Source organism: Siccirubricoccus deserti, from assembly GCF_014283215.1.
GTDB lineage: Bacteria > Pseudomonadota > Alphaproteobacteria > Acetobacterales > Acetobacteraceae > Siccirubricoccus > Siccirubricoccus deserti.
In genome coordinates this window covers 1-16,954 of sequence record NZ_JACOMF010000042.1, presented here as the reverse complement: position 1 = coordinate 16,954, position 16,954 = coordinate 1, and the positions used below count along the sequence as shown (strand labels likewise).

Sequence of the window (16,954 nt, the reverse complement as noted above, 5' to 3'; positions counted from 1 at the left end):
GCTTGTCCGGACCCTATCCTCGGGCCAAGCAAACCCGGGAGGATCTCATGCTGCACCCGAGACGGCGCGCACTGCTGGCAGCACCCATGCTGCTGCCATTCGCCGCGCGCGCACAAGCCACCTGGCCGGACAAGCCGGTGCGCATCATCGTGCCCTTCCCGCCCGGCCAGGCCGCCGACATCGTCACCAGGCTGGTGGCCGACGAACTGTCGAAGCGGTGGCCGCAGCGCGTGGTGGTCGAGAACCGCGGCGGCGGCGCCGGCGCCCCGGCGCTGGAGGCCGCGGCGCGCATGGCGCCGGATGGCTACACCCTGGTTGCCGGCACCTCAGGCACGCTCGGCGTCAACCCTTCGGTGCTGCCGCGCATTCCCTATGACGCGGAGCGGGATTTCACCTTCATCAGCAACATCGCCATGGTGCCGCTGCTGATCGTCGCCCATCCCAGCTTCCCCGGCCGCAGCGTGCAGGATGTGGTGGCGGCGGCCAAGGCGCGGCCCGGCGCGATCGACCTGGCCACCGCCGGCCCAGCCACCAGCCAGCACCTGGCGGCGGAGCTCTTCGCGCATAAGACCGATATCAAGCTCAACATGGTGCATTACCGCGGCAGCGGCCCGGCGGTAGCCGACCTGCTGGCCGGCAATGTCACGCTGATGATGGACAGCGTCGCCTCCGCCCTGCCGAACATCCAGGCCGGGCGCGTCCTGCCGGTGGCGGTGACCACTCCGACGCGCACGCCGAAGCTGCCGCAGGTGCCGACCATCGCCGAGACGGTGGCGCCGGGCTATGGCGCCTATGGCTGGACCGGCCTCTGCGGCCCGGCCGGGCTGCCGCCGGAGATCACCAGCAAGATCAATACCGATGTCGTCGCCATCCTGCGCGACCGCGCCTTCGCCGCCCGCCTCATCGAGCTCGGCACCACCGCCGATCCGATGACCCCGGAGGAGTTCGGCAACTTCGTCCGCCGCGAGATCGCCCAGTGGCGCGAGGTGGTGCGCATCGCCAATGTCCGGCTGGAAGGCTGAGCCGGTGCGCCGGCGCAGCCTGCTCGCCGCCACCGCGCTGCTGCCCGCCGTCGCGGCGGCGCAGCCGGCCGCGGAGTTTCCCGCCCGCAGCGTCCGCATCATCGTCCCCTATGGGCCGGGCGGCAGCAGCGACATCGTCGCCCGCATCCTGGCGCAGCGCGCGACGGAACTCTCCGGCCAGAGCTTCGTGGTGGAGAACCGCGGCGGCGGCGCCGCCATCCCCGGCACCCAGGCGGTGGCCGCGGCGCCGGCCGATGGCTACACCATCGGCACCGCCGACAATGCCCTGGTGGTGAACCCCGGCCTGTTCCGCGACCGCATGCCCTTCGACACCGAACGCGACCTGGCGCCGCTCGGCCTTGCGGTCACCGCGCCACTGCTGCTGCTCGCCCATCCCACCGCGCCGTCGCAGAACCTGCAGGCGATGCTGGCGGAGATGCGGGCGCGGCCGACCGGGCTCTCGCATGGCGGCATCGGCACGCCGACGCATCTGGCGACGGTGGAGTTCCAGCTTGCCACGAAGCTGGAGCCGACGGTTGTCGGTTATCGCGGCGGTGGGCCGCAGCTCACCGGGCTGGTGGCCGGCGACGTGCCTTATGGCTTCGTCGCCATCTCCTCCGCCATGAGCCATGTGCAGGCCGGACGGCTGCGGCCGCTGGCGCTGACCGGACCGACCCGCAGCCCGACCCTGCCTGCCGTGCCGACCATGGCGGAGGCCGGGCTGGCGGGGGTGGATACGGTCGGCTGGTGGGGCTTCATCGCCCCCGCCGGCGTTCCGGCACCGCTGCGGCAGCGGCTGCACGCCCTGCTGCTGGCCCCGGCGCGGGAGCCGGCGATCCAGGCACGGCTGGAGGGCCTGGGATACAGCGTCGTCGCCAGTGATGCCGCCAGCTACGGGGCGCAGATCCGGCGCGAGATCACCCAGTGGCGGGAGACCGCCGAGCGGGTCGGGTTGCGGCCGGAATAGGACGGATCGCGCCGGGGCGCGGACACCTCGGAACGTAAATCCGCTCTGCATGCAAGAGGCTGCGGCGGATCCACGTTCCGGCCTGAACGCAATCCACCGTAGCCGCCGCGCTAGGTGGATCGTCCCGACGCAGGCTGCCGATGGGGCGCAAGTTCGTCGAAGGTGTTGAAGGCACGGTGACCGTCGAGAGCCTGTCGGGTCGCGGGACAACCGTCATCATGCTCTTCCTCAGGACTGGCCAAGCCGGGTCCCCGGCACCACCCGTCCAACCCGGCACCGGGGCCGAGGATGCGACCCCGGTGCCGGCAATCAGCTCGCCTTCAGCGGCAGGGCAATGAAGGCACGGCCACCGTCGCGCTCGATCTGAAGGGCGATGGCCGGACGGTTGTCGCGGCGGGCGCTTTGCACCGCCTCGGCCAGGTCGCGCGGGGCGCGCAGCGCCTGGTCGCCAGCCCGCAGGATCACGTCGCCGGGCTGAAGCCCCTGGGCCGCGGCGATGCTGTCGGGCTGGACACCAGCAACCACCACCCCCTGCCCGCCACGCCCTGGCGCCAGGGCCAGGCCGAGGCCCTGCTGCGGCGCCTCCTCGCTGGCCCGCGCCTCACGGGTATCAGCGGTCTGGCCGATGGTGACCCGCTCCTCCACCCGCTTGCCGTTGCGCAGCACGGTGACGGTCGCCACGCTGCCCGGGTGCACCTCGGCCACCGCCTCCGCCAGGTCGCGCGGCTGGACGATGGCGCGGCCGTTGAACTGGGTGACCACGTCGCCCGGCTGCAGCCCGCCCTTTGCCGCCGGCCCGTCCGGCTCCACCGCGCCGATCAGCGCGCCACGCGCCTCGCCGGTGCCGAGGGCGCCGGCCAGCGCCGGGTCCAGCTGCTGCATGGAGACGCCGAGCCAGCCGCGCTCGACCTTTCCATGCTCCTTCAGCTGCTCCACCACATGCTGGGCCAGCGCCGAGGGCACCGCGAAGCCGATGCCGATGTTGCCGCCAGAGGGGGAGAAGATGGCGGCATTCACGCCCACCACCTCGCCCGCCGCGTTGAACAGCGGGCCGCCGGAATTGCCCGGGTTGATCGAGGCGTCGGTCTGGATGAAGTCGTCATAGGGTCCGGCACCGATCTGCCGCCCACGCGCCGAGACGATGCCCGCGGTGGCGCTGCCGCCGAGGCCGAAGGGGTTGCCCATGGCCAGCACCCATTCGCCGACCCGCAGCTGGTCGCTGTCGCCGAAGGCGACGGTCGGCAGGGAGCCTCCGGCATCGATTTTCAGCAGCGCGAGGTCGGTCTTCGGGTCGGTGCCGACGACCTTGGCCGGCAGTTCCCGCCCGTCCGCCAGCTCGACCTTCACCGCATCGGCCCGGCCGACCACATGGTTGTTGGTCACCACGTAGCCGGCGCTGTCGATGATGAAGCCGCTGCCCTGGCCGGCGATGCGGCGGCCCTGCGGCGCCATCCGCTGGCGCTGCTGGAAGAAGCGCTCGAAGGGCGTGCCGCGCAACTCGGGCGGCAGCTGCACCGGCGTCGCATCGGTGTGACCGGTGATGCTGATGCGCACCACGGCAGGGGCGACGCGGGCCGCGAGGTCGGCGAAATCCGGGCCGACCGGGCGCGGCAGGGCGACGGCGGTGCCCGGCGCCGGGGCGGAGGACTGGGCCTCGGCCGGCGTCCAGCGGGTCAGCGCGGTGGTGGAGAGCGCCAGGGTCAGGGCGCCGGCGGCGAAGGCGCTGGCGCGGCGGGGGGTGATCTGCAGCATCTGTGTCCTCGTTGTCCAGGCACCGCCCGATCCGGCGGCATAACGCCATGAAGCGCTTGACCGCTTGCCTGGATGCTGCCCCCGACCATACGGATCGGTATGGTTCGGAGGGGGTGCCGTGAAGATCCTGCTGGTCGAGGATGACGCCGAGACCGCGGCCTGGCTGCAGCGGGGCCTGACCGAGGCCGGGCACACCGTCGATCGCGCCGCCGATGGCCGGGACGGCTTGTTCCTCGCGAGCGACGGGAGCTACGACGTGCTGGTGGTGGACCGGATGCTGCCGAAGCTGGACGGGCTTGGGCTGGTGCGGGCGCTACGGGCGGCGGGGGTGCGTACCCCGGCCCTCTTCCTCACCGCCCGCGCCGGGGTCGGCGACCGGGTGGAGGGGCTGGAGGCCGGCGCCGACGACTACCTTGGCAAGCCCTTCGCCTTCGCCGAGTTGCTGGCCCGGCTGAACGCCCTCGCCCGCCGCCCGCCGCTCAGCGCCGAGCCGACCCTGCTGCGGGTCGCCGACCTCGAGATGGACCTGTTGAAGCGCAACGTCACCCGCGGCGGTCACCGCATCGACCTGCAGCCGCGCGAGTTCCGCCTGCTGGAATACCTGATGCGCCGCGCCGGCCAGGTGGTGACCCGCACCATGCTGCTGGAGGGCGTCTGGGACTTCCACTTCGATCCGAAGACCAGCGTGGTCGAGACCCATATCAGCCGGCTCCGCGGCAAGCTGGACCGGGAGGGCGCGCCGCCGCTGATCCACACGCTGCGCGGCGCCGGCTACGTGATCCGTGCGCCGGATTGAGCCACGCGCCGGCTGGTGGCGCACCACGGCATTCCGGGTGACGCTGCTGCACCTTGGGCTGACCCTGCTCGGCACCCTGGCGCTCTCGGCCGTGGTCTGGTGGGCGACCACCGGCTTCGCCCTGCGCCAGCTGTCGCAGGAGGTCGAGCACGACACTGGCGTGCTGCTGCAGGCCGGGCGGCTGGGTGGCATCGCCTCGCTGGCCGTTTCGATCGACGCACGGATCGCCGCCGATACCAATGGCACGCAGTATTTCCTGCTGGCTGCGCCGGATGGGGCGCGGCTTGCCGGCAATCTCGCCAGCGCCCCGCGCGCCCCGGGCTGGGGGCGGCTGCGGCTGGAGCGCAGCGGGGCGGCGCCGGAGACCGAGCTGCTCGGCTTCGGCACGGCGCTGCCCGGTGGCGGCTTCCTGGTGGTGGCGCGGGATGTCGCGCCGGTGCGGCGGCTGGAAACGCTGCTGCTCGGCGCCGCCGGCTGGGTCGGCGGCGCGGCGATGCTGCTCGGCCTCGGCGGCGGGGTGCTGATCGGGCGCAGCGTCACCCGGCGCGCCGCGGCGATGGATGCGGCGCTCGCCCGCGTCGAGGCCGGCGAGATCGGCCACCGCCTGCCGGTGCGCGGCGGCGGCGATGAATTCGACCGGCTGGCGCAGCGGATCAACGCCGCGCTCGACCGGGTGCAAGGGCTGATGCAGACGCTGCGCCAGGTGACCGACGACATCGCCCATGATCTGCGGACGCCGCTGAACCGGCTTCGGCAGCGGCTGGAGGCGATGCTGCGCAGCCCCGCCAAGGATTGGCGCGGCAGCATCGAAGCCGCCATCGCCGAGGCCGACCACCTGCTGGAGATCTTCGCCGCGCTGCTGCGCATCGCCCAGGTTGAGAGCGGCGCCCGCCGCGCCGGCTTCACCCGCTGCGACCTCTCCGCCATCGCCGAGACCACCGCCGAGGTCTACGCCCCCGCCGCCGAGGAGCGTGGCCAGAGGCTGGAGACCGCCATCGCCCCCGGCATCGCCTGCCAGGGCGACCGCGAGCTGCTGACCCAGCTGCTGGCCAATCTGCTGGACAATGCGGTGAAGCACGGGCGTCCCGGCGGGCGGATCGCGGTGACGCTCGATCCCATGGCGCTGGTGGTGGCGGACGATGGGCCGGGCATCCCGGCCGGGGAGCGGGAGCTGGCGCTACGGCGCTTCCACCGGCTGGATGCGGCGCGCAGCACGCCGGGCAGCGGCCTCGGCCTGGCGCTGGTGGCGGCGGTAGCGGAGTTGCACGGCATGGCGCTACGGCTGGAGGATCATCAACCCGGGCTGCGCGTGGTGCTGTCGCTGCCGGCGTGACGCCTGCCAAGCGGTGCGCTTCGCACCCTGGGCTGCACCACCCGCAAGCGCTAGCATCCTTTACGCGCCGCCCGGCACGGGACCGGCGACATTCTGGATGCGGCTCCGCACCAGCACCAATGAGGGAGGACGCATGCAGAATGCACAGGCCGCAGCGCTTGGCAGCCGAAACGCCGTCTCGGCGCGCCTGGCGGAGTTCGCAGCCGACATGCGGTGGCAGGATCTGCCGACTGCGGTGCAACGCGAGGCGGTGCGCAGCTTCCTGAACTGGACCGGCTGCGCCGTCGGTGGCGCGCGCTCCGCTTCGGCGGAGGCGGCGCTCCGCGGCCTCACCGCCATGTCCGGTACCGGTACCACGCCGCTGCTCGGCCGGGCGGAGCGCCTGCAGCCGGCGGATGCGGCGCTGTTCAACTGCCTCGCCTCCGCCGCCGATACCTTCGACGACACGCATCTCAGCACCATCACCCATCCGACCGGCCCGGTTGCCGCGGCGGTCCTGGCGCTCGCCGACACCCGCCGGATCTCCGGGCGGACGCTGCTCCTGGCACTCGCCATCGGCATCGAGATCGAGTGCCGCATCAGCGCCGTCATCACCGCGCCCGGCTCCGGCGCCAGCCAGGGCTGGTACATCACCGGCGTGTCCGGCGGCATCGGTGCCGCCGCCGCCGCGGCACGGCTGCTGGGTGCCAGCCGGACGGAGCTGGTCGCGGCCCTCGGCCTGGCGGCAGCCCAGGCGAGCGGCGTCCGGGCAACCCATGGCAGCATGTCCGTGGCCTTCGTGCCGGGCATCGCGGCGCGCAACGGCGTCGCCGCGGCGCATTTCGCGGCTGCCGGCTTCGCCTGCAGCGAGGCGGTCATCGAGGGCCGCAACGGGTTGCTGCCGGTGCTGGCGCCGCAGGCCGAGCCGGAGGCGATCCTGCACGGCCTTGGCGGCCGCTACGAGATGCTGGGAAATGCCTACAAGCCCTACCCCTGCGGCATCGTCATTCACCCGAGCATCGATGCCTGCCTCGCCCTGGCCGGGCGCTGCCCCGCGCCGGAGGCGATCGCGGCGGTGGAACTCGCGGTGCATGCCGATGCGCTGGCGCTGTGCTGGCGCAAGCTTCCGGTCACCCCACCGGAAGCCCAGGTCAGCCTGTACCATTGGGCCGCCGCGGCGCTGCTGCGCGGCGCTGCGGGGCTGGAGGAAGGCGATGCCTCGGCGATCGCCGACCCTCGCATCCGCGCCTTGCAGGAGCGAATGCAGGCCCAGGTGGATCCCGCCCTCGCCAGCGGCCAGGCCCGGGTCGAGATCCGGCTGAAGGACGGCACCATCCTGCGCCATGCCATCACCGAAGCCACCGGCAGCCTGGAACGGCCGATGAGCGATGTGCAACTCGCCGGGAAATTTCGCGCACTGGCCCGCCTGCGCCTGGGCGAGGTGCAGGTGGAGACGCTGCTCCAGGCCTGCCTGCAACTGCCGGACAGCGCCGATGCCGGGGTGATCGGGCGCCTCGGCGCGCTGGCATAGGCGGGGCCGAGAACCACGACATCATCAATCCGGGAAAACGACCATGCAGAGCAATCACGGTGGCCTCTCGCGCCGCGCCATGCTGACCCTGCCGCTGCTGGCGGCCTCGGCGACGGCGACGGCGCAATCGCCCGCCTACCCCAGCCAGCCGATCCGCCTCACGGTGCCCTACCCCGCCGGCGGCACCACCGATGTGGTGGCGCGCATCGCGGCGGAGGCGATGGCACAGCGCCTGGGCCAGCCGATCGTCATCGACAATCGGCCCGGCGCGGGGGTGACGGTCGGCTCCAGCTTCGTCGCCAAGGCGCCGCCGGATGGCTACAGCCTGCTGGTCACCACCCTTGCCCATGCCACCAACCCGGCGCTGTTCCGCTCCCTGCCCTATGATTCCGAGCGGGATTTCGTGACGGTCGGCATGATCGGGCTGACGCCGCTGGTGCTGGTGGTGAACCCGAAGCTCGAGGTCCGCGACCTGGCAGGCTTTATCGCGCTGCTGCGGGCCGAGCCTGACCGCCACGCCTTCGGCTCCGCCGGGGTGGGCAGCCCGATGCATATCGCGCCGGAGCTGTTCCGGCAGATGACGAAGACCGAGGTGCGGCACGTGCCCTATCGTGGCGAGGCGCCGGCGCTGAACGATCTGGTGGCGGGCCATATCACCTTCGCCATCGACCCGGTCACCGCCGCAGCGGGGCTGGTGCGCTCCGGCAATCTGCGCGCGCTGGCGGTCGCCTCGGCCCGGCGCGCGGGCAGCCTGCCCGAGGTGCCGACCATGGCGGAGGCCGGGCTGCCCGGCTTCGAGGCCTATACCTGGGTCGTGGTGATGGCACCGCGGGGGACGCCGCCGGCGGTGGTAGAGCGGCTGAACCGCGACCTCAACGCCGCGCTGGCGGTGCCGCAGGTCCGCAGCCGCCTCGGCGAGCTCGGGGTGGAGCTGGGGCAGGCGCAAACCCCGGCCCAGACCCAGGCGTTCATCCGCGCCGAAGCCGCGAAATGGGCGCCGATCATCCGGGCCTCAGGCGCCGTGGTGGAGTAGGAGCCAGCAGCTTTTCGCGCAGGCCGCTCCCGGTCTGCGCATTCCGTTCTACAGCGGAATGCGGTCATGGTTGACCGCCAAACCGCTGTAGCCTGTTGTTTGTTAAGTGGATTCGCGCCTCCGGACGAGGCCGCCGTCCGGCGATCTGCTCTAGGACTCGATATCCACCTCGCGCGTCTCCTTCCCGAGCAGCAGCGCCACCAGGGTCAGCACCGCCATCACCGACAGGTACACCCCCACCCAGAAGGGGCTGCCGCCACCCGCGCTCCACAGCGCCACGGCGATGAAGGGCGCCACCGCCGCGCCGAGGATGGAGGACAGGTTGTAGGCGATACCCGAGCCGGTGTAGCGCAGGTTCGCCGGGAAAAGCTCCGGCAGCAGCGCTCCCATCGGGCCGAAGGTCATGCCCATCAGGGCGAAGCCCAGGATCAGCCAAGCCTGCACGCCGAGCGTGCCGGCCGACAGCATGGGCACCCAGACCAGCCCGAAAGCGATGATGCCGATGGTCACCAGGATCAACGTCTTCCGCCGCCCCCAGCGTTCCGCCCAGGGCCGGGAACCAGGGTGAAAACGCCGAAGAACACCACGCCCACGATCATCATCAGCACGAAGCGCGTGTAGTCGTAGCCCAGCCCGGGCAGCGGGCTGGTCGTCGCCGCGCGGCCGTAGCTGAGGGAGAAGGTCGTCATCAGGTAGAAGAGCACATAGGTCGCCAGCATGTAGAAGGTGCCGAGGATCAGCTCCCGCGAATGCGTGCTGAACACCGTGGCCAGCGGCAGCTTGCGCACCTTGCCGGCCTGCACCGTCTTCTCGAAGGCCCGGCTCTCCACCAAGTTCAGCCGCACCCACAGCCCGACCGCCACCATGACAACAGAGAACAGGAACGGGATGCGCCAGCCCCATTCCAGGAAGGCCTGTGACGGCCGCGACGGATCGTCGGAGGGCAGCACCGCGGCAATGATCAGGAACAGCCCATTGGCGAGGATGAAGCCGATCGGCGCGCCGAGCTGCGGAAAGGTTCCGAAGATCGCGCGCTTGCCCGGCGGCGCGTTCTCGGTGGCCACCAGCGCGGCACCGCTCCACTCCCCGCCCAGCGCAAAGCCCTGCGCCAGCCGCATCACCACCAGCAGCGCCGGCGCCAGCCAGCCCAAGGTGGCATAGGTTGGCAGCAGGCCGATCAGGAAGGTCGCGGTTCCCATGGTCAGCAGCGCGCCCACCAAGATGATCTTTCGTCCGCGCCGGTCACCGAGGTGCCCGAAGAAGATCGCTCCCAGCGGCCGCGCCACCATTGCCGCGCCGAATACGGCAAAGGAGGCCAACAGCGCCGTCGTTTCATTGCCTGCGGGGAAGAACAGGTGCGGGAAGACGAGCACCGCAGCGGTGGCGTAGACGTAGAAATCGTAGAATTCGATGGTGGTGCCGACCAGGCTCGCCAGGATGACGCGAGACCGTGGGTTGGCGGGGGCGCCACGCGTTGGCGTGGCGGCAATGCTGGACATTGGAAGAATTTCTCCGGGAGAAGCGAGACTGCCATGGCAATGCGGCAGCGGTCGCAGGCAGGATCTGACCTGCCGTGATTGGGTAGGTTGTCCCGGGATATGTGAAACCGCATCCATAAACCAGCGCGGTGACGACCGGGCTGGGTCCCGCTGAGAGCGGAGCGCAGCGAGCCTCAACGCCAAGTCATTCCATGAAGAATCATTCAAACCGGATTAGCGACAGACATGAACGCGGCTGCTGTCGCGGGCTGTGCATCAGCCTGGGGGGTTGCCTGAACATAGGTCGCGAACAAAACGCCACAGCACCAAATGGCCGCGCGGCTGACCTATCAAAGCATCAAAATCAAAGGCTTTATGCTGGCGCATGGCCAGTCCCACGCGCCAGTCCAGCATCCTGATCGGCTGAAAACAGGAGAGTGGGGGTGGTCGGACCGGCGGGATTCGAACCCACGACCCCTTGTCCCCCAGCAAAGCGCTATCGGAAAAAATATCATTGTTTTCCAATAGATTACATGGCGTTTTCGCTGTGATTAGCGACCCGTGCTACCACTATGCTACCAGTAACAGGATCACTTTCCTAAACAGATCATTCCGTGAATTGTGTGCCTTTTCAACGCGCCACTGGAAATCATCCTGCCATGCGCAATGGAACGGGCGCCGTTGCTGGATTTTCAGGAAGTGATCGCAATGCAAGGTATGCGGCTTAGGCGCGGCGTCTTCAGCGGAGTTGTCGATCTCCAGGCGGCCATCAACCGCTTCCTCGCCGAGGCCAACGAATGCCTAATATCAAATCCCGCTGGTTAGAACCCATGCAGTTTAGCGGCTACACCGGAGCCGGGGCGGGTCCGCATCGAGCCGCCCCATTCTCGATAGGTCGAGATCAGCAGGATCTGGTATAAGGCCCTTCGTCTAGACCGCAGATCCGGACGGGATCATCGAAAAGGTCAGGCGCGGTAAGGAGGCGCTGGCCGCGCTCGGTTAAGCGCCTCGTCGCATACCAAGGGTCGGAGGCGCACGCAGCCACGGCGCGCCTGCGCGCCTGAGTACTTCAGGGGGAGACCGGCGCGCATCTCTCGCGGAGGATGGCCAACCATGTATCGCGACGCAGGGCAGTGGTCCGATATCCGGAACCGAATTTTGCGGAAAGGCGTCTCGATCAGGCAGGTTGCCCGCGAGACGGGCATTAATCCCAAGACCGTTCGCAAGATGCTCGATTACCCGCTGCCCAGACCGTACGGGCCGAGGAGCCGGAGGTATCCGAAGCTCGGTCCGCATACCGCCTCGATCCAGCGCCTACTCCGGAAAAATTCGACTTTGCCGCCACAGGCGCGGCTTTCCTTGAAGGCCATTCACGAGCATATCCGCGACGAGGAGGGCTTCCTCGGCAGCTATGGCTCCGTCAAGGATTACGCGCGCCCGATAGCGGCCGATAGCGGCTGCATCTGGGAGTATGCGTACGACCTGCTGGTATCGCTGGAGAGGAGCCGCGCGGTCGATCTCCTCTTCCTGCTGTCCCGTGCCGATCCACCGGTGATTTCTCTTCGGCGCACCGAGCGGTTCTTCCGCGACGCCGGTCGGGTGGTCAGCGCTGCTCCGAAACCTGATAGGCGGGCGCAGGCACAGCAGGCCGCGTTCGATTGGATGCGTGCCGTCCTTCAGAAGGACATCGTCCCGGATGCGCTACACCACGACGTTGGCGATGTCCCTGATCTCAGCGCCTTGCTCCACCGCCTCTACGACGGGCGCCTGTCCGACCGTAACCGGTCCATGGCCATTCTCGCGGACCGTCACGGGCTGGCCCCCGGCATGGTTTGCAGATTTCTCGGGATCGACAGCAAGGTCCACCGCAAGTACCTCCGGACATTCGAGGAGGGCGGCCAGACTGCGTTGTTCGCACGCCAGACCAAGTCCACGCGGAAGTTCGACAGCGAGGCCCTTAAGCAGGCGGTATTCCGGCTCCTGCACGAGCCGCCCTCCAACCACGGCATCAACCGCACGACGTGGATCATGCCTGACCTGTCGCGGGTTCTCCGCGAAACGGGGCACCCCACCTGTCCCGAGGTGATCCGCAAGATCACAAAGGCGGCCGGTTATCGCTGGCGCAAGGCGCGCGTCGTGCTCACGTCGTCGGATCCGAACTATACCGAGAAGCTCGACCGCATCCGTTCCATCCTCTCGGAGCTTCGCCCGGACGAGGCCTTCTTTTCGATCGACGAGTTTGGCCCGTTCGCCGTGAAGATGCAGCCCGGCCGCGTGCTGAGCGCTCCGGGCGAGCAGCGCGTCGTGCCGCAGTGGCAGAGGTCTCGGGGCTGCCTGATCCTGACAGCGGCACTCGAACTGTCCGGCAACCAGGTCACGCACTTCTACAGCCTAAAGAAGAACACGGCCGAGATGATCCGCATGATGGAGCTTCTGGTTGAGAGGTACCGCGACCGGGGCAAGCTGTATCTGTCCTGGGACGCGGCCTCCTGGCACATCTCGAAACGTCTGCACCAGTGCGTCAAGGAGCACAATGCGGCTGTCCTGAACGGCGGAGGGCCAACGGTCGAGACCGTTCCGCTGCCGTCGGGCGCCCAGTTCCTCAACGTCATCGAGTCGATCTTCAGCGGCATGGCCCGCTCAATCATCCACAACAGCGATTACAAGACGGTGGACGATGCGAAGGCGGCGATCAACCGGTACTTCGCGGACCGAAACGCGCAGTTCACGCAGCACCCCAGAAGGGCCGGAAAGAAGATCTGGGGCAAGGAGCGGGAGTTGGCCGACTTCTCGGAGGCGAACAACTGCAAAGACCCCCGATACCGCTGAAAGTTCGGACGCAAGCTGTATCGGGAAACGAGCGTTAGAGTCGTGATCCTCCCCCTTTGAAGTGGTCCGCCTTGAGGTATGGCTTCGAACCGGAGGAGGACCGAGATGGCGAGCAAGAAGCACCGGCCCGAGGAGGCCGTGGCCAAGCTGCGGCAGGTGGATGTCCTGGTCTCGCAGGGGCAGTCGGTGGCGGATGCGATCCGGGCCATCGGGGTGACGGAGGTCACCTACTACCGCTGGCGGCGGGAGTTCGGCGGCCTGAAGTCGGGCCAGGTGAAGCGGCTGAAGGACCTGGAGGCCGAGAACGCCCGACTGCGGAAGGCGGTAGCCGACCTCACGCTCGACAAGCAGATCCTGGCGGAGGCCGCACAGGGAAACTACTAAGCCCCGCGCGCCGGCGCGCCTGCATCGAGCACGTGCGGCGGACACTGTCCGTCTCCGAGCGCCGCGCCTGTGCGGCGCTCGGCCAGCATCGCTCGACGCAGCGCAAGGTGCCACGGGGCCGCGACGACGAAGAGCACCTCACGGCCGACATCATCGAGCTCGCCCGGCAGTACGGCCGCTACGGCTACCGCAAGGTCACGGCCCTGCTGCGGGACGCGGGCTGGCTGGTGAACGAGAAGAGGGTGGAGCGGATCTGGCGCAGGGAGGGGCTCAAGGTGCCGCCGCGGCAGCCGAAGCGCGGGCGGCTGTGGCTGGCCGACGGCTCCTGCATCCGGCTGCGGCCGGAGCGGCCGAACCACGTCTGGAGCTACGACTTCACACGAGGACCGCACCCACGACGGGCGCAAGTTCAGGATGCTCAACGTCCTCGACGAGTTCACCCACGAGTGCCTCGCCATCCGGGTCGGGCACAGGCTCAAGGCGGCGGACGTGATCGACCTCCTGTCGGACCTGTTCATCCTGCGCGGCGTGCCCGCGCACATCCGGTCGGACAACGGCCCCGAGTTCGTGGCCAAGGCAGTGCAGGATTGGATCGCCGCCGTGGGCGCGAAGACCGCCTACATCGCCCCGGGCAGTCCGTGGGAAAACGGATACGTGGAGTCGTTCAACGCCCGCCTGCGCGATGAATTGCTGGACGGCGAGATCTTCTACAGCCTGCGCGAGGCCGAGGTGGTGATCGAAAGCTGGCGCCGGCACTACAACACCGTACGCCCGCACGCATCCCTCGGCTTCAGGCCACCCGCGCCGGGGCTGGTCCTGCCCGCCTTCGCTGCATGGCCCGCGGCACTACGCGCACCGGCCTCGCCAAGCGCACAAGCCGTGGCGCCCAGGCCAACGCTGAACTAACATTCACCGCGGACCACCCGATGGGGGCTGATCACTCAGTGGAGCGGAGCAAGGCAGGGACGAAGCGGCACCTCCTGGTCGATGGATCGGGCACGCCGCTCAGCCTTACGCTTAGCCCCGCCAACCACAATGACGCTGTCGACCTCGGGGCGGTGCTCGATGCGGTAATGCCGGTGTGCGGCAAGCCCGGCCGGCCCCGCCACCAGCCCGATTAGGTGCACAGCGACAAGTGATATGTCCACCGTCGCTGCCGGGAGCCGATCTACTCGATGGGAACCAAGCGTCAGGTTTTATCCACTATGGAAGGCGTCCCGTCCTGCGAGGGGTATTCCCTGTTTATCGCACCGAAGGAAGCGAGTTGCTCTAGGCCGGTGTCTTAACGTGGGCTCGCCACTCTTTTCCTGTGGTAGGGCTGCTTAAATACACATCAGTAATTAGGTTCACGAACTCTCGAACCAGGACACGATCGTTCGGATCGAGCAGGATCCGAACTCCGTCGCCGCTCTGGTCTACTGTAAGTGGTAGATTGCGGGTTTTGATCCGTGTCGCCAGCGTCTGCACACGGAGAGCCTGGATTGTGCCGTGGAGACGGGCTGCTGCTAGTCGCCCGGAGCTTCCAAACTCTTACAGAGCCGGACGGGCAGCGCTAGCCTGGGCGACGAAGCTGTTTGTAACGCCACGCAAGGAACGCCGCCGCCCTCTGCCTCTCGGTTTAGGCCACGTCAGGCCGTCGATAGGTCAGGCGCTTGCCCTCGATGCTGCGTAGGGCAATCAGGGCGCGCTGGTAGTCGTTCACCCCGAGCTTGATGCGTTGGTTGTAGCGGAACGCGGATGCCTCGCCCGTCTCGTCCGTACCAGCCTTCCGAGCGGGCTCTACGAAGAGCTTGGCTTCGCCCAAGGTTCGCGCCCTACCTCGCGCGTTTCTTCCCACCTGACGACTAGCTGAGCGCTCCAAATATGTTAGAGAAGCGCAAGAACGTAATGCGTGAGAAAGGCAATGGCACCAGCCTCGGTCCTGCTTCGGAATGAGGACTACCCGACGGTGACAACAGGTCAATGACCGGACTTGCCTTCGAGCGCGCAACCGCCGATGCCTTTAGGCACCTCGGCTGGGAGGTTGAGCAGACGCGGGCCAGCGGCGACTATGGTGCCGACGTAATCGCCCGCTTCGGTACCACTAGCATCGTCATTCAGTGCAAAGACTGGAAGGGGCCAGCCGGTTTGGCCGCTGTGCAAGAAGTCTTCTTCGCTCGGAAGCACTACAGAGCCAACCTCGCGATGGTTGTCGCCCGGTCCGGCTTTACCCGCCAAGCCCAGAAGGCAGCCGAGAGCACCGAAGTCAGGTTGGTTCGCCTCTCCGACTTGCGGCGTCACTGTGAGTTCGACAGGTCTGTAGAGGCTGCCCGGGCACAACGAGAGCGTGAGGCCAGGGAGACGGCTCGTCGGGACCGGGAGCTAGCCGAAGCCAGAGAACGCCTTGCCCGGGAAGAGGCTGAAACCCGCGAACGTCTGGCCCGGGAAGAGGCCAAGGCGCGCGAACGTCACGCGCAAAAAGTACGAGAGGCAAAAGAGAACGAAGCCGCGGCAGCAAGGGCTCGCGCCGCCGCCAACGAGGAGCGCCGCTCCCTGGAAGCCCGAGCTGCCTGGCTGCGATACGCCGATGCGGTAGATTTATTCGAACGAAAGAACACAGTTTATGCGCACCGTTGGGTGGCCTTGCTGCTGCCTACGATCCTGGCAACCCTATTCGTCGCCAATAAGGCACCTAGACCCGAAGCTGGGGTGATACTGTTGCTGGTAGGCTTGGGTGCTGGGCTGTTCTGGTTCCTCTTTGTGGCAAGTGAACCAGGAACTTACCCAGTACGACCATCGATGCCTCGACCAACTGACGTACCGGATCCGCATGCAGGGAAAATTGGTCAGCGCGCCAGCCCCAAGGACTCCACCGCCAGGCAGAACAGTCGTCTGCCGGAGGGGCATGGCAGAGTGGTCCGCTGGTGCTCGAGTTGCTCGACGGGCCTCAACCTTCCTATGGGGAAGGAGGGAACGGTTCGCTGCAAGTGCGGCGCGGCTTTTTGGGCGCGGACCTAACGAGCACTGGCGGACGGATTGGACGAGCGCTGCCGCGAGTGGTCCAATCTGCACGGCATCTGTCACGAGGTCGTAACTCACCCGCCCAATCAGAAGGACTTCGCTGCGCCGCCTCGGCGCTGATGGTCGAATGCGGCTTCGGTTGGCTCATGCACTTAGCGGCGTGCTAGGCGATAGCGAAGGGTGCCCCAATGTGGCCGCCGCCCGCATCACCTGCGCCGCCGTCCTCGCCGCCACAGAGGCACCCTAAAAAAGTGCAGCGCCGGTGCAGGGAGAGATACTGCGACACATCGCGGATTTCTGCTTCAATCGTATGACAAAAGATATTATCCTGAATTCGAAATTCAACGTGAGAACCCGGCGGTGTGCGAAACACGACCACCCATAGCCCTTCGGCGCTTCGTTTGGGCCGCTGCGCTTCTTATGGCGGCGATCAGCCCCGCTCACGCCGAGTATGTACGAACGGGGCCTGCGGGGGTCACGTACTTCAAGTACCTTGGATTTGTTTATACACAAGCATCGGTTGATGGCATGGAGCAGGATGGTCGAGTAGGGCCAATTCCTGAACGATTTCGGAGCATAACTCGCTTCGATGAGAGGACCGGATTGTGCTGGGTCTATTTTCCTGGTTCTTACTATAAGGGCCGGGAACTGATTACCAGGTCAGGTGAAACGTTGTATTTCCCATGCACAATCCGATAGATTTCCCCTCATAAGAGGACATTTGTAACCGTCGTCCTGACCTCACCTTGCGAAACGCCCTGCTGATGATGCCGTGTCGCTTTACGGCATGCGGCGGAGGTGGCGTTGGAGATCGAGGCGGAGGCGGCCGAGACCGGTCATAGGAGTGGTC

At 67.9% G+C, this 16,954-nt stretch carries 11 protein-coding genes and 2 pseudogenes; 9 read left to right on the top strand and 4 right to left on the bottom strand.

Annotation, left to right across the window (positions count from 1 at the left end; genetic code table 11):
• The first annotated feature begins 47 nt into the window (after positions 1-47).
• Together H7965_RS22615 and H7965_RS22610 are read left to right on the top strand one after the other, a co-directional pair.
• Positions 48-1,022, top strand: coding sequence for a Bug family tripartite tricarboxylate transporter substrate binding protein (locus tag H7965_RS22615; protein WP_186772848.1), 975 nt, complete (start codon positions 48-50; stop codon positions 1,020-1,022).
• On the top strand, positions 1,003-1,989 hold the full coding sequence (locus H7965_RS22610; protein WP_186772847.1) for a tripartite tricarboxylate transporter substrate-binding protein: 987 nt from the start codon (positions 1,003-1,005) through the stop codon (positions 1,987-1,989). Before H7965_RS22615 ends, H7965_RS22610 begins: the two co-directional genes overlap by 20 nt.
• A 309-nt stretch (positions 1,990-2,298) precedes the next feature.
• On the opposite strand, the gene H7965_RS22605 is transcribed toward H7965_RS22610, so the two are convergent.
• Positions 2,299-3,741 (bottom strand): Do family serine endopeptidase, encoded by a 1,443-nt coding sequence (locus H7965_RS22605; protein ID WP_186772846.1) that lies wholly within the window; start codon positions 3,739-3,741, stop codon positions 2,299-2,301.
• A 118-nt stretch (positions 3,742-3,859) separates the two neighbouring features.
• On the opposite strand from H7965_RS22605, the gene H7965_RS22600 reads away from it, so the two are divergent.
• From H7965_RS22600 to H7965_RS22585, 4 genes are all read left to right on the top strand, one after another.
• Positions 3,860-4,537, top strand: coding sequence for a winged helix-turn-helix domain-containing protein (locus H7965_RS22600; protein ID WP_186772845.1), 678 nt, complete (start codon positions 3,860-3,862; stop codon positions 4,535-4,537).
• A complete protein-coding gene (locus H7965_RS31805) occupies positions 4,524-5,870 on the top strand; it encodes a sensor histidine kinase (protein ID WP_186772844.1) in 1,347 nt (448 codons plus the stop codon). Before H7965_RS22600 ends, H7965_RS31805 begins: the two co-directional genes overlap by 14 nt.
• Positions 5,871-6,003: 133 nt before the next feature.
• Complete coding sequence (locus H7965_RS22590; protein ID WP_186772843.1) at positions 6,004-7,380, top strand: MmgE/PrpD family protein; 1,377 nt, start codon at positions 6,004-6,006, stop codon at positions 7,378-7,380.
• Between the two features lie 43 nt (positions 7,381-7,423).
• Complete coding sequence (locus H7965_RS22585; RefSeq protein ID WP_186772842.1) at positions 7,424-8,413, top strand: tripartite tricarboxylate transporter substrate binding protein; 990 nt, start codon at positions 7,424-7,426, stop codon at positions 8,411-8,413.
• Positions 8,414-8,563: 150 nt separating this feature from the next.
• Here the strand turns inward: H7965_RS22585 and H7965_RS30445 are convergent, their stop codons facing one another.
• Both H7965_RS30445 and H7965_RS22580 read right to left on the bottom strand, forming a co-directional pair.
• Positions 8,564-8,923: an MFS transporter gene (locus H7965_RS30445; protein WP_229682643.1), complete on the bottom strand. Its 360-nt coding sequence runs from the start codon at positions 8,921-8,923 to the stop codon at positions 8,564-8,566.
• A 5-nt stretch (positions 8,924-8,928) separates the two neighbouring features.
• Positions 8,929-9,912 (bottom strand): MFS transporter, encoded by a 984-nt coding sequence (locus H7965_RS22580; RefSeq protein ID WP_222440756.1) that lies wholly within the window; start codon positions 9,910-9,912, stop codon positions 8,929-8,931.
• A gap of 1,092 nt (positions 9,913-11,004) precedes the next feature.
• Here H7965_RS22580 and H7965_RS30440 point away from each other — a divergent pair.
• Together H7965_RS30440 and H7965_RS22570 are read left to right on the top strand one after the other, a co-directional pair.
• Positions 11,005-12,720, top strand: a complete 1,716-nt coding sequence (locus H7965_RS30440; RefSeq protein WP_222440755.1) for an IS630 family transposase — start codon at positions 11,005-11,007, stop codon at positions 12,718-12,720.
• Between the two features lie 105 nt (positions 12,721-12,825).
• Positions 12,826-14,010: pseudogene (locus H7965_RS22570) on the top strand (IS3 family transposase).
• Positions 14,011-14,722: 712 nt separating this feature from the next.
• Here the strand turns inward: H7965_RS22570 and H7965_RS31185 are convergent.
• Positions 14,723-14,836: pseudogene (locus tag H7965_RS31185) on the bottom strand (IS1595 family transposase); the annotation flags it as partial.
• Between the two features lie 230 nt (positions 14,837-15,066).
• On the opposite strand from H7965_RS31185, the gene H7965_RS22560 reads away from it, so the two are divergent.
• Positions 15,067-16,101, top strand: a complete 1,035-nt coding sequence (locus H7965_RS22560) for a restriction endonuclease (RefSeq protein WP_186772840.1) — start codon at positions 15,067-15,069, stop codon at positions 16,099-16,101.
• Positions 16,102-16,954 lie beyond the last annotated feature (853 nt).

Excerpts from the sequence above, each read along its gene's own strand:
- H7965_RS22580 (WP_222440756.1), bottom strand. The coding sequence starts at position 9,912 with ATGTCCAGCATTGCCGCCACGCCAACGCGTGGCGCCCCCGCCAACCCA.
- H7965_RS22590 (WP_186772843.1), top strand. The coding sequence starts at position 6,004 with ATGCAGAATGCACAGGCCGCAGCGCTTGGCAGCCGAAACGCCGTCTCG.
- H7965_RS22560 (WP_186772840.1), top strand. The coding sequence starts at position 15,067 with ATGACCGGACTTGCCTTCGAGCGCGCAACCGCCGATGCCTTTAGGCAC.
- H7965_RS22605 (WP_186772846.1), bottom strand. The coding sequence starts at position 3,741 with ATGCTGCAGATCACCCCCCGCCGCGCCAGCGCCTTCGCCGCCGGCGCC.
- H7965_RS22615 (WP_186772848.1), top strand. The coding sequence starts at position 48 with ATGCTGCACCCGAGACGGCGCGCACTGCTGGCAGCACCCATGCTGCTG.
- H7965_RS22585 (WP_186772842.1), top strand. The coding sequence starts at position 7,424 with ATGCAGAGCAATCACGGTGGCCTCTCGCGCCGCGCCATGCTGACCCTG.
- H7965_RS22610 (WP_186772847.1), top strand. The coding sequence starts at position 1,003 with ATGTCCGGCTGGAAGGCTGAGCCGGTGCGCCGGCGCAGCCTGCTCGCC.
- H7965_RS30440 (WP_222440755.1), top strand. The coding sequence starts at position 11,005 with ATGTATCGCGACGCAGGGCAGTGGTCCGATATCCGGAACCGAATTTTG.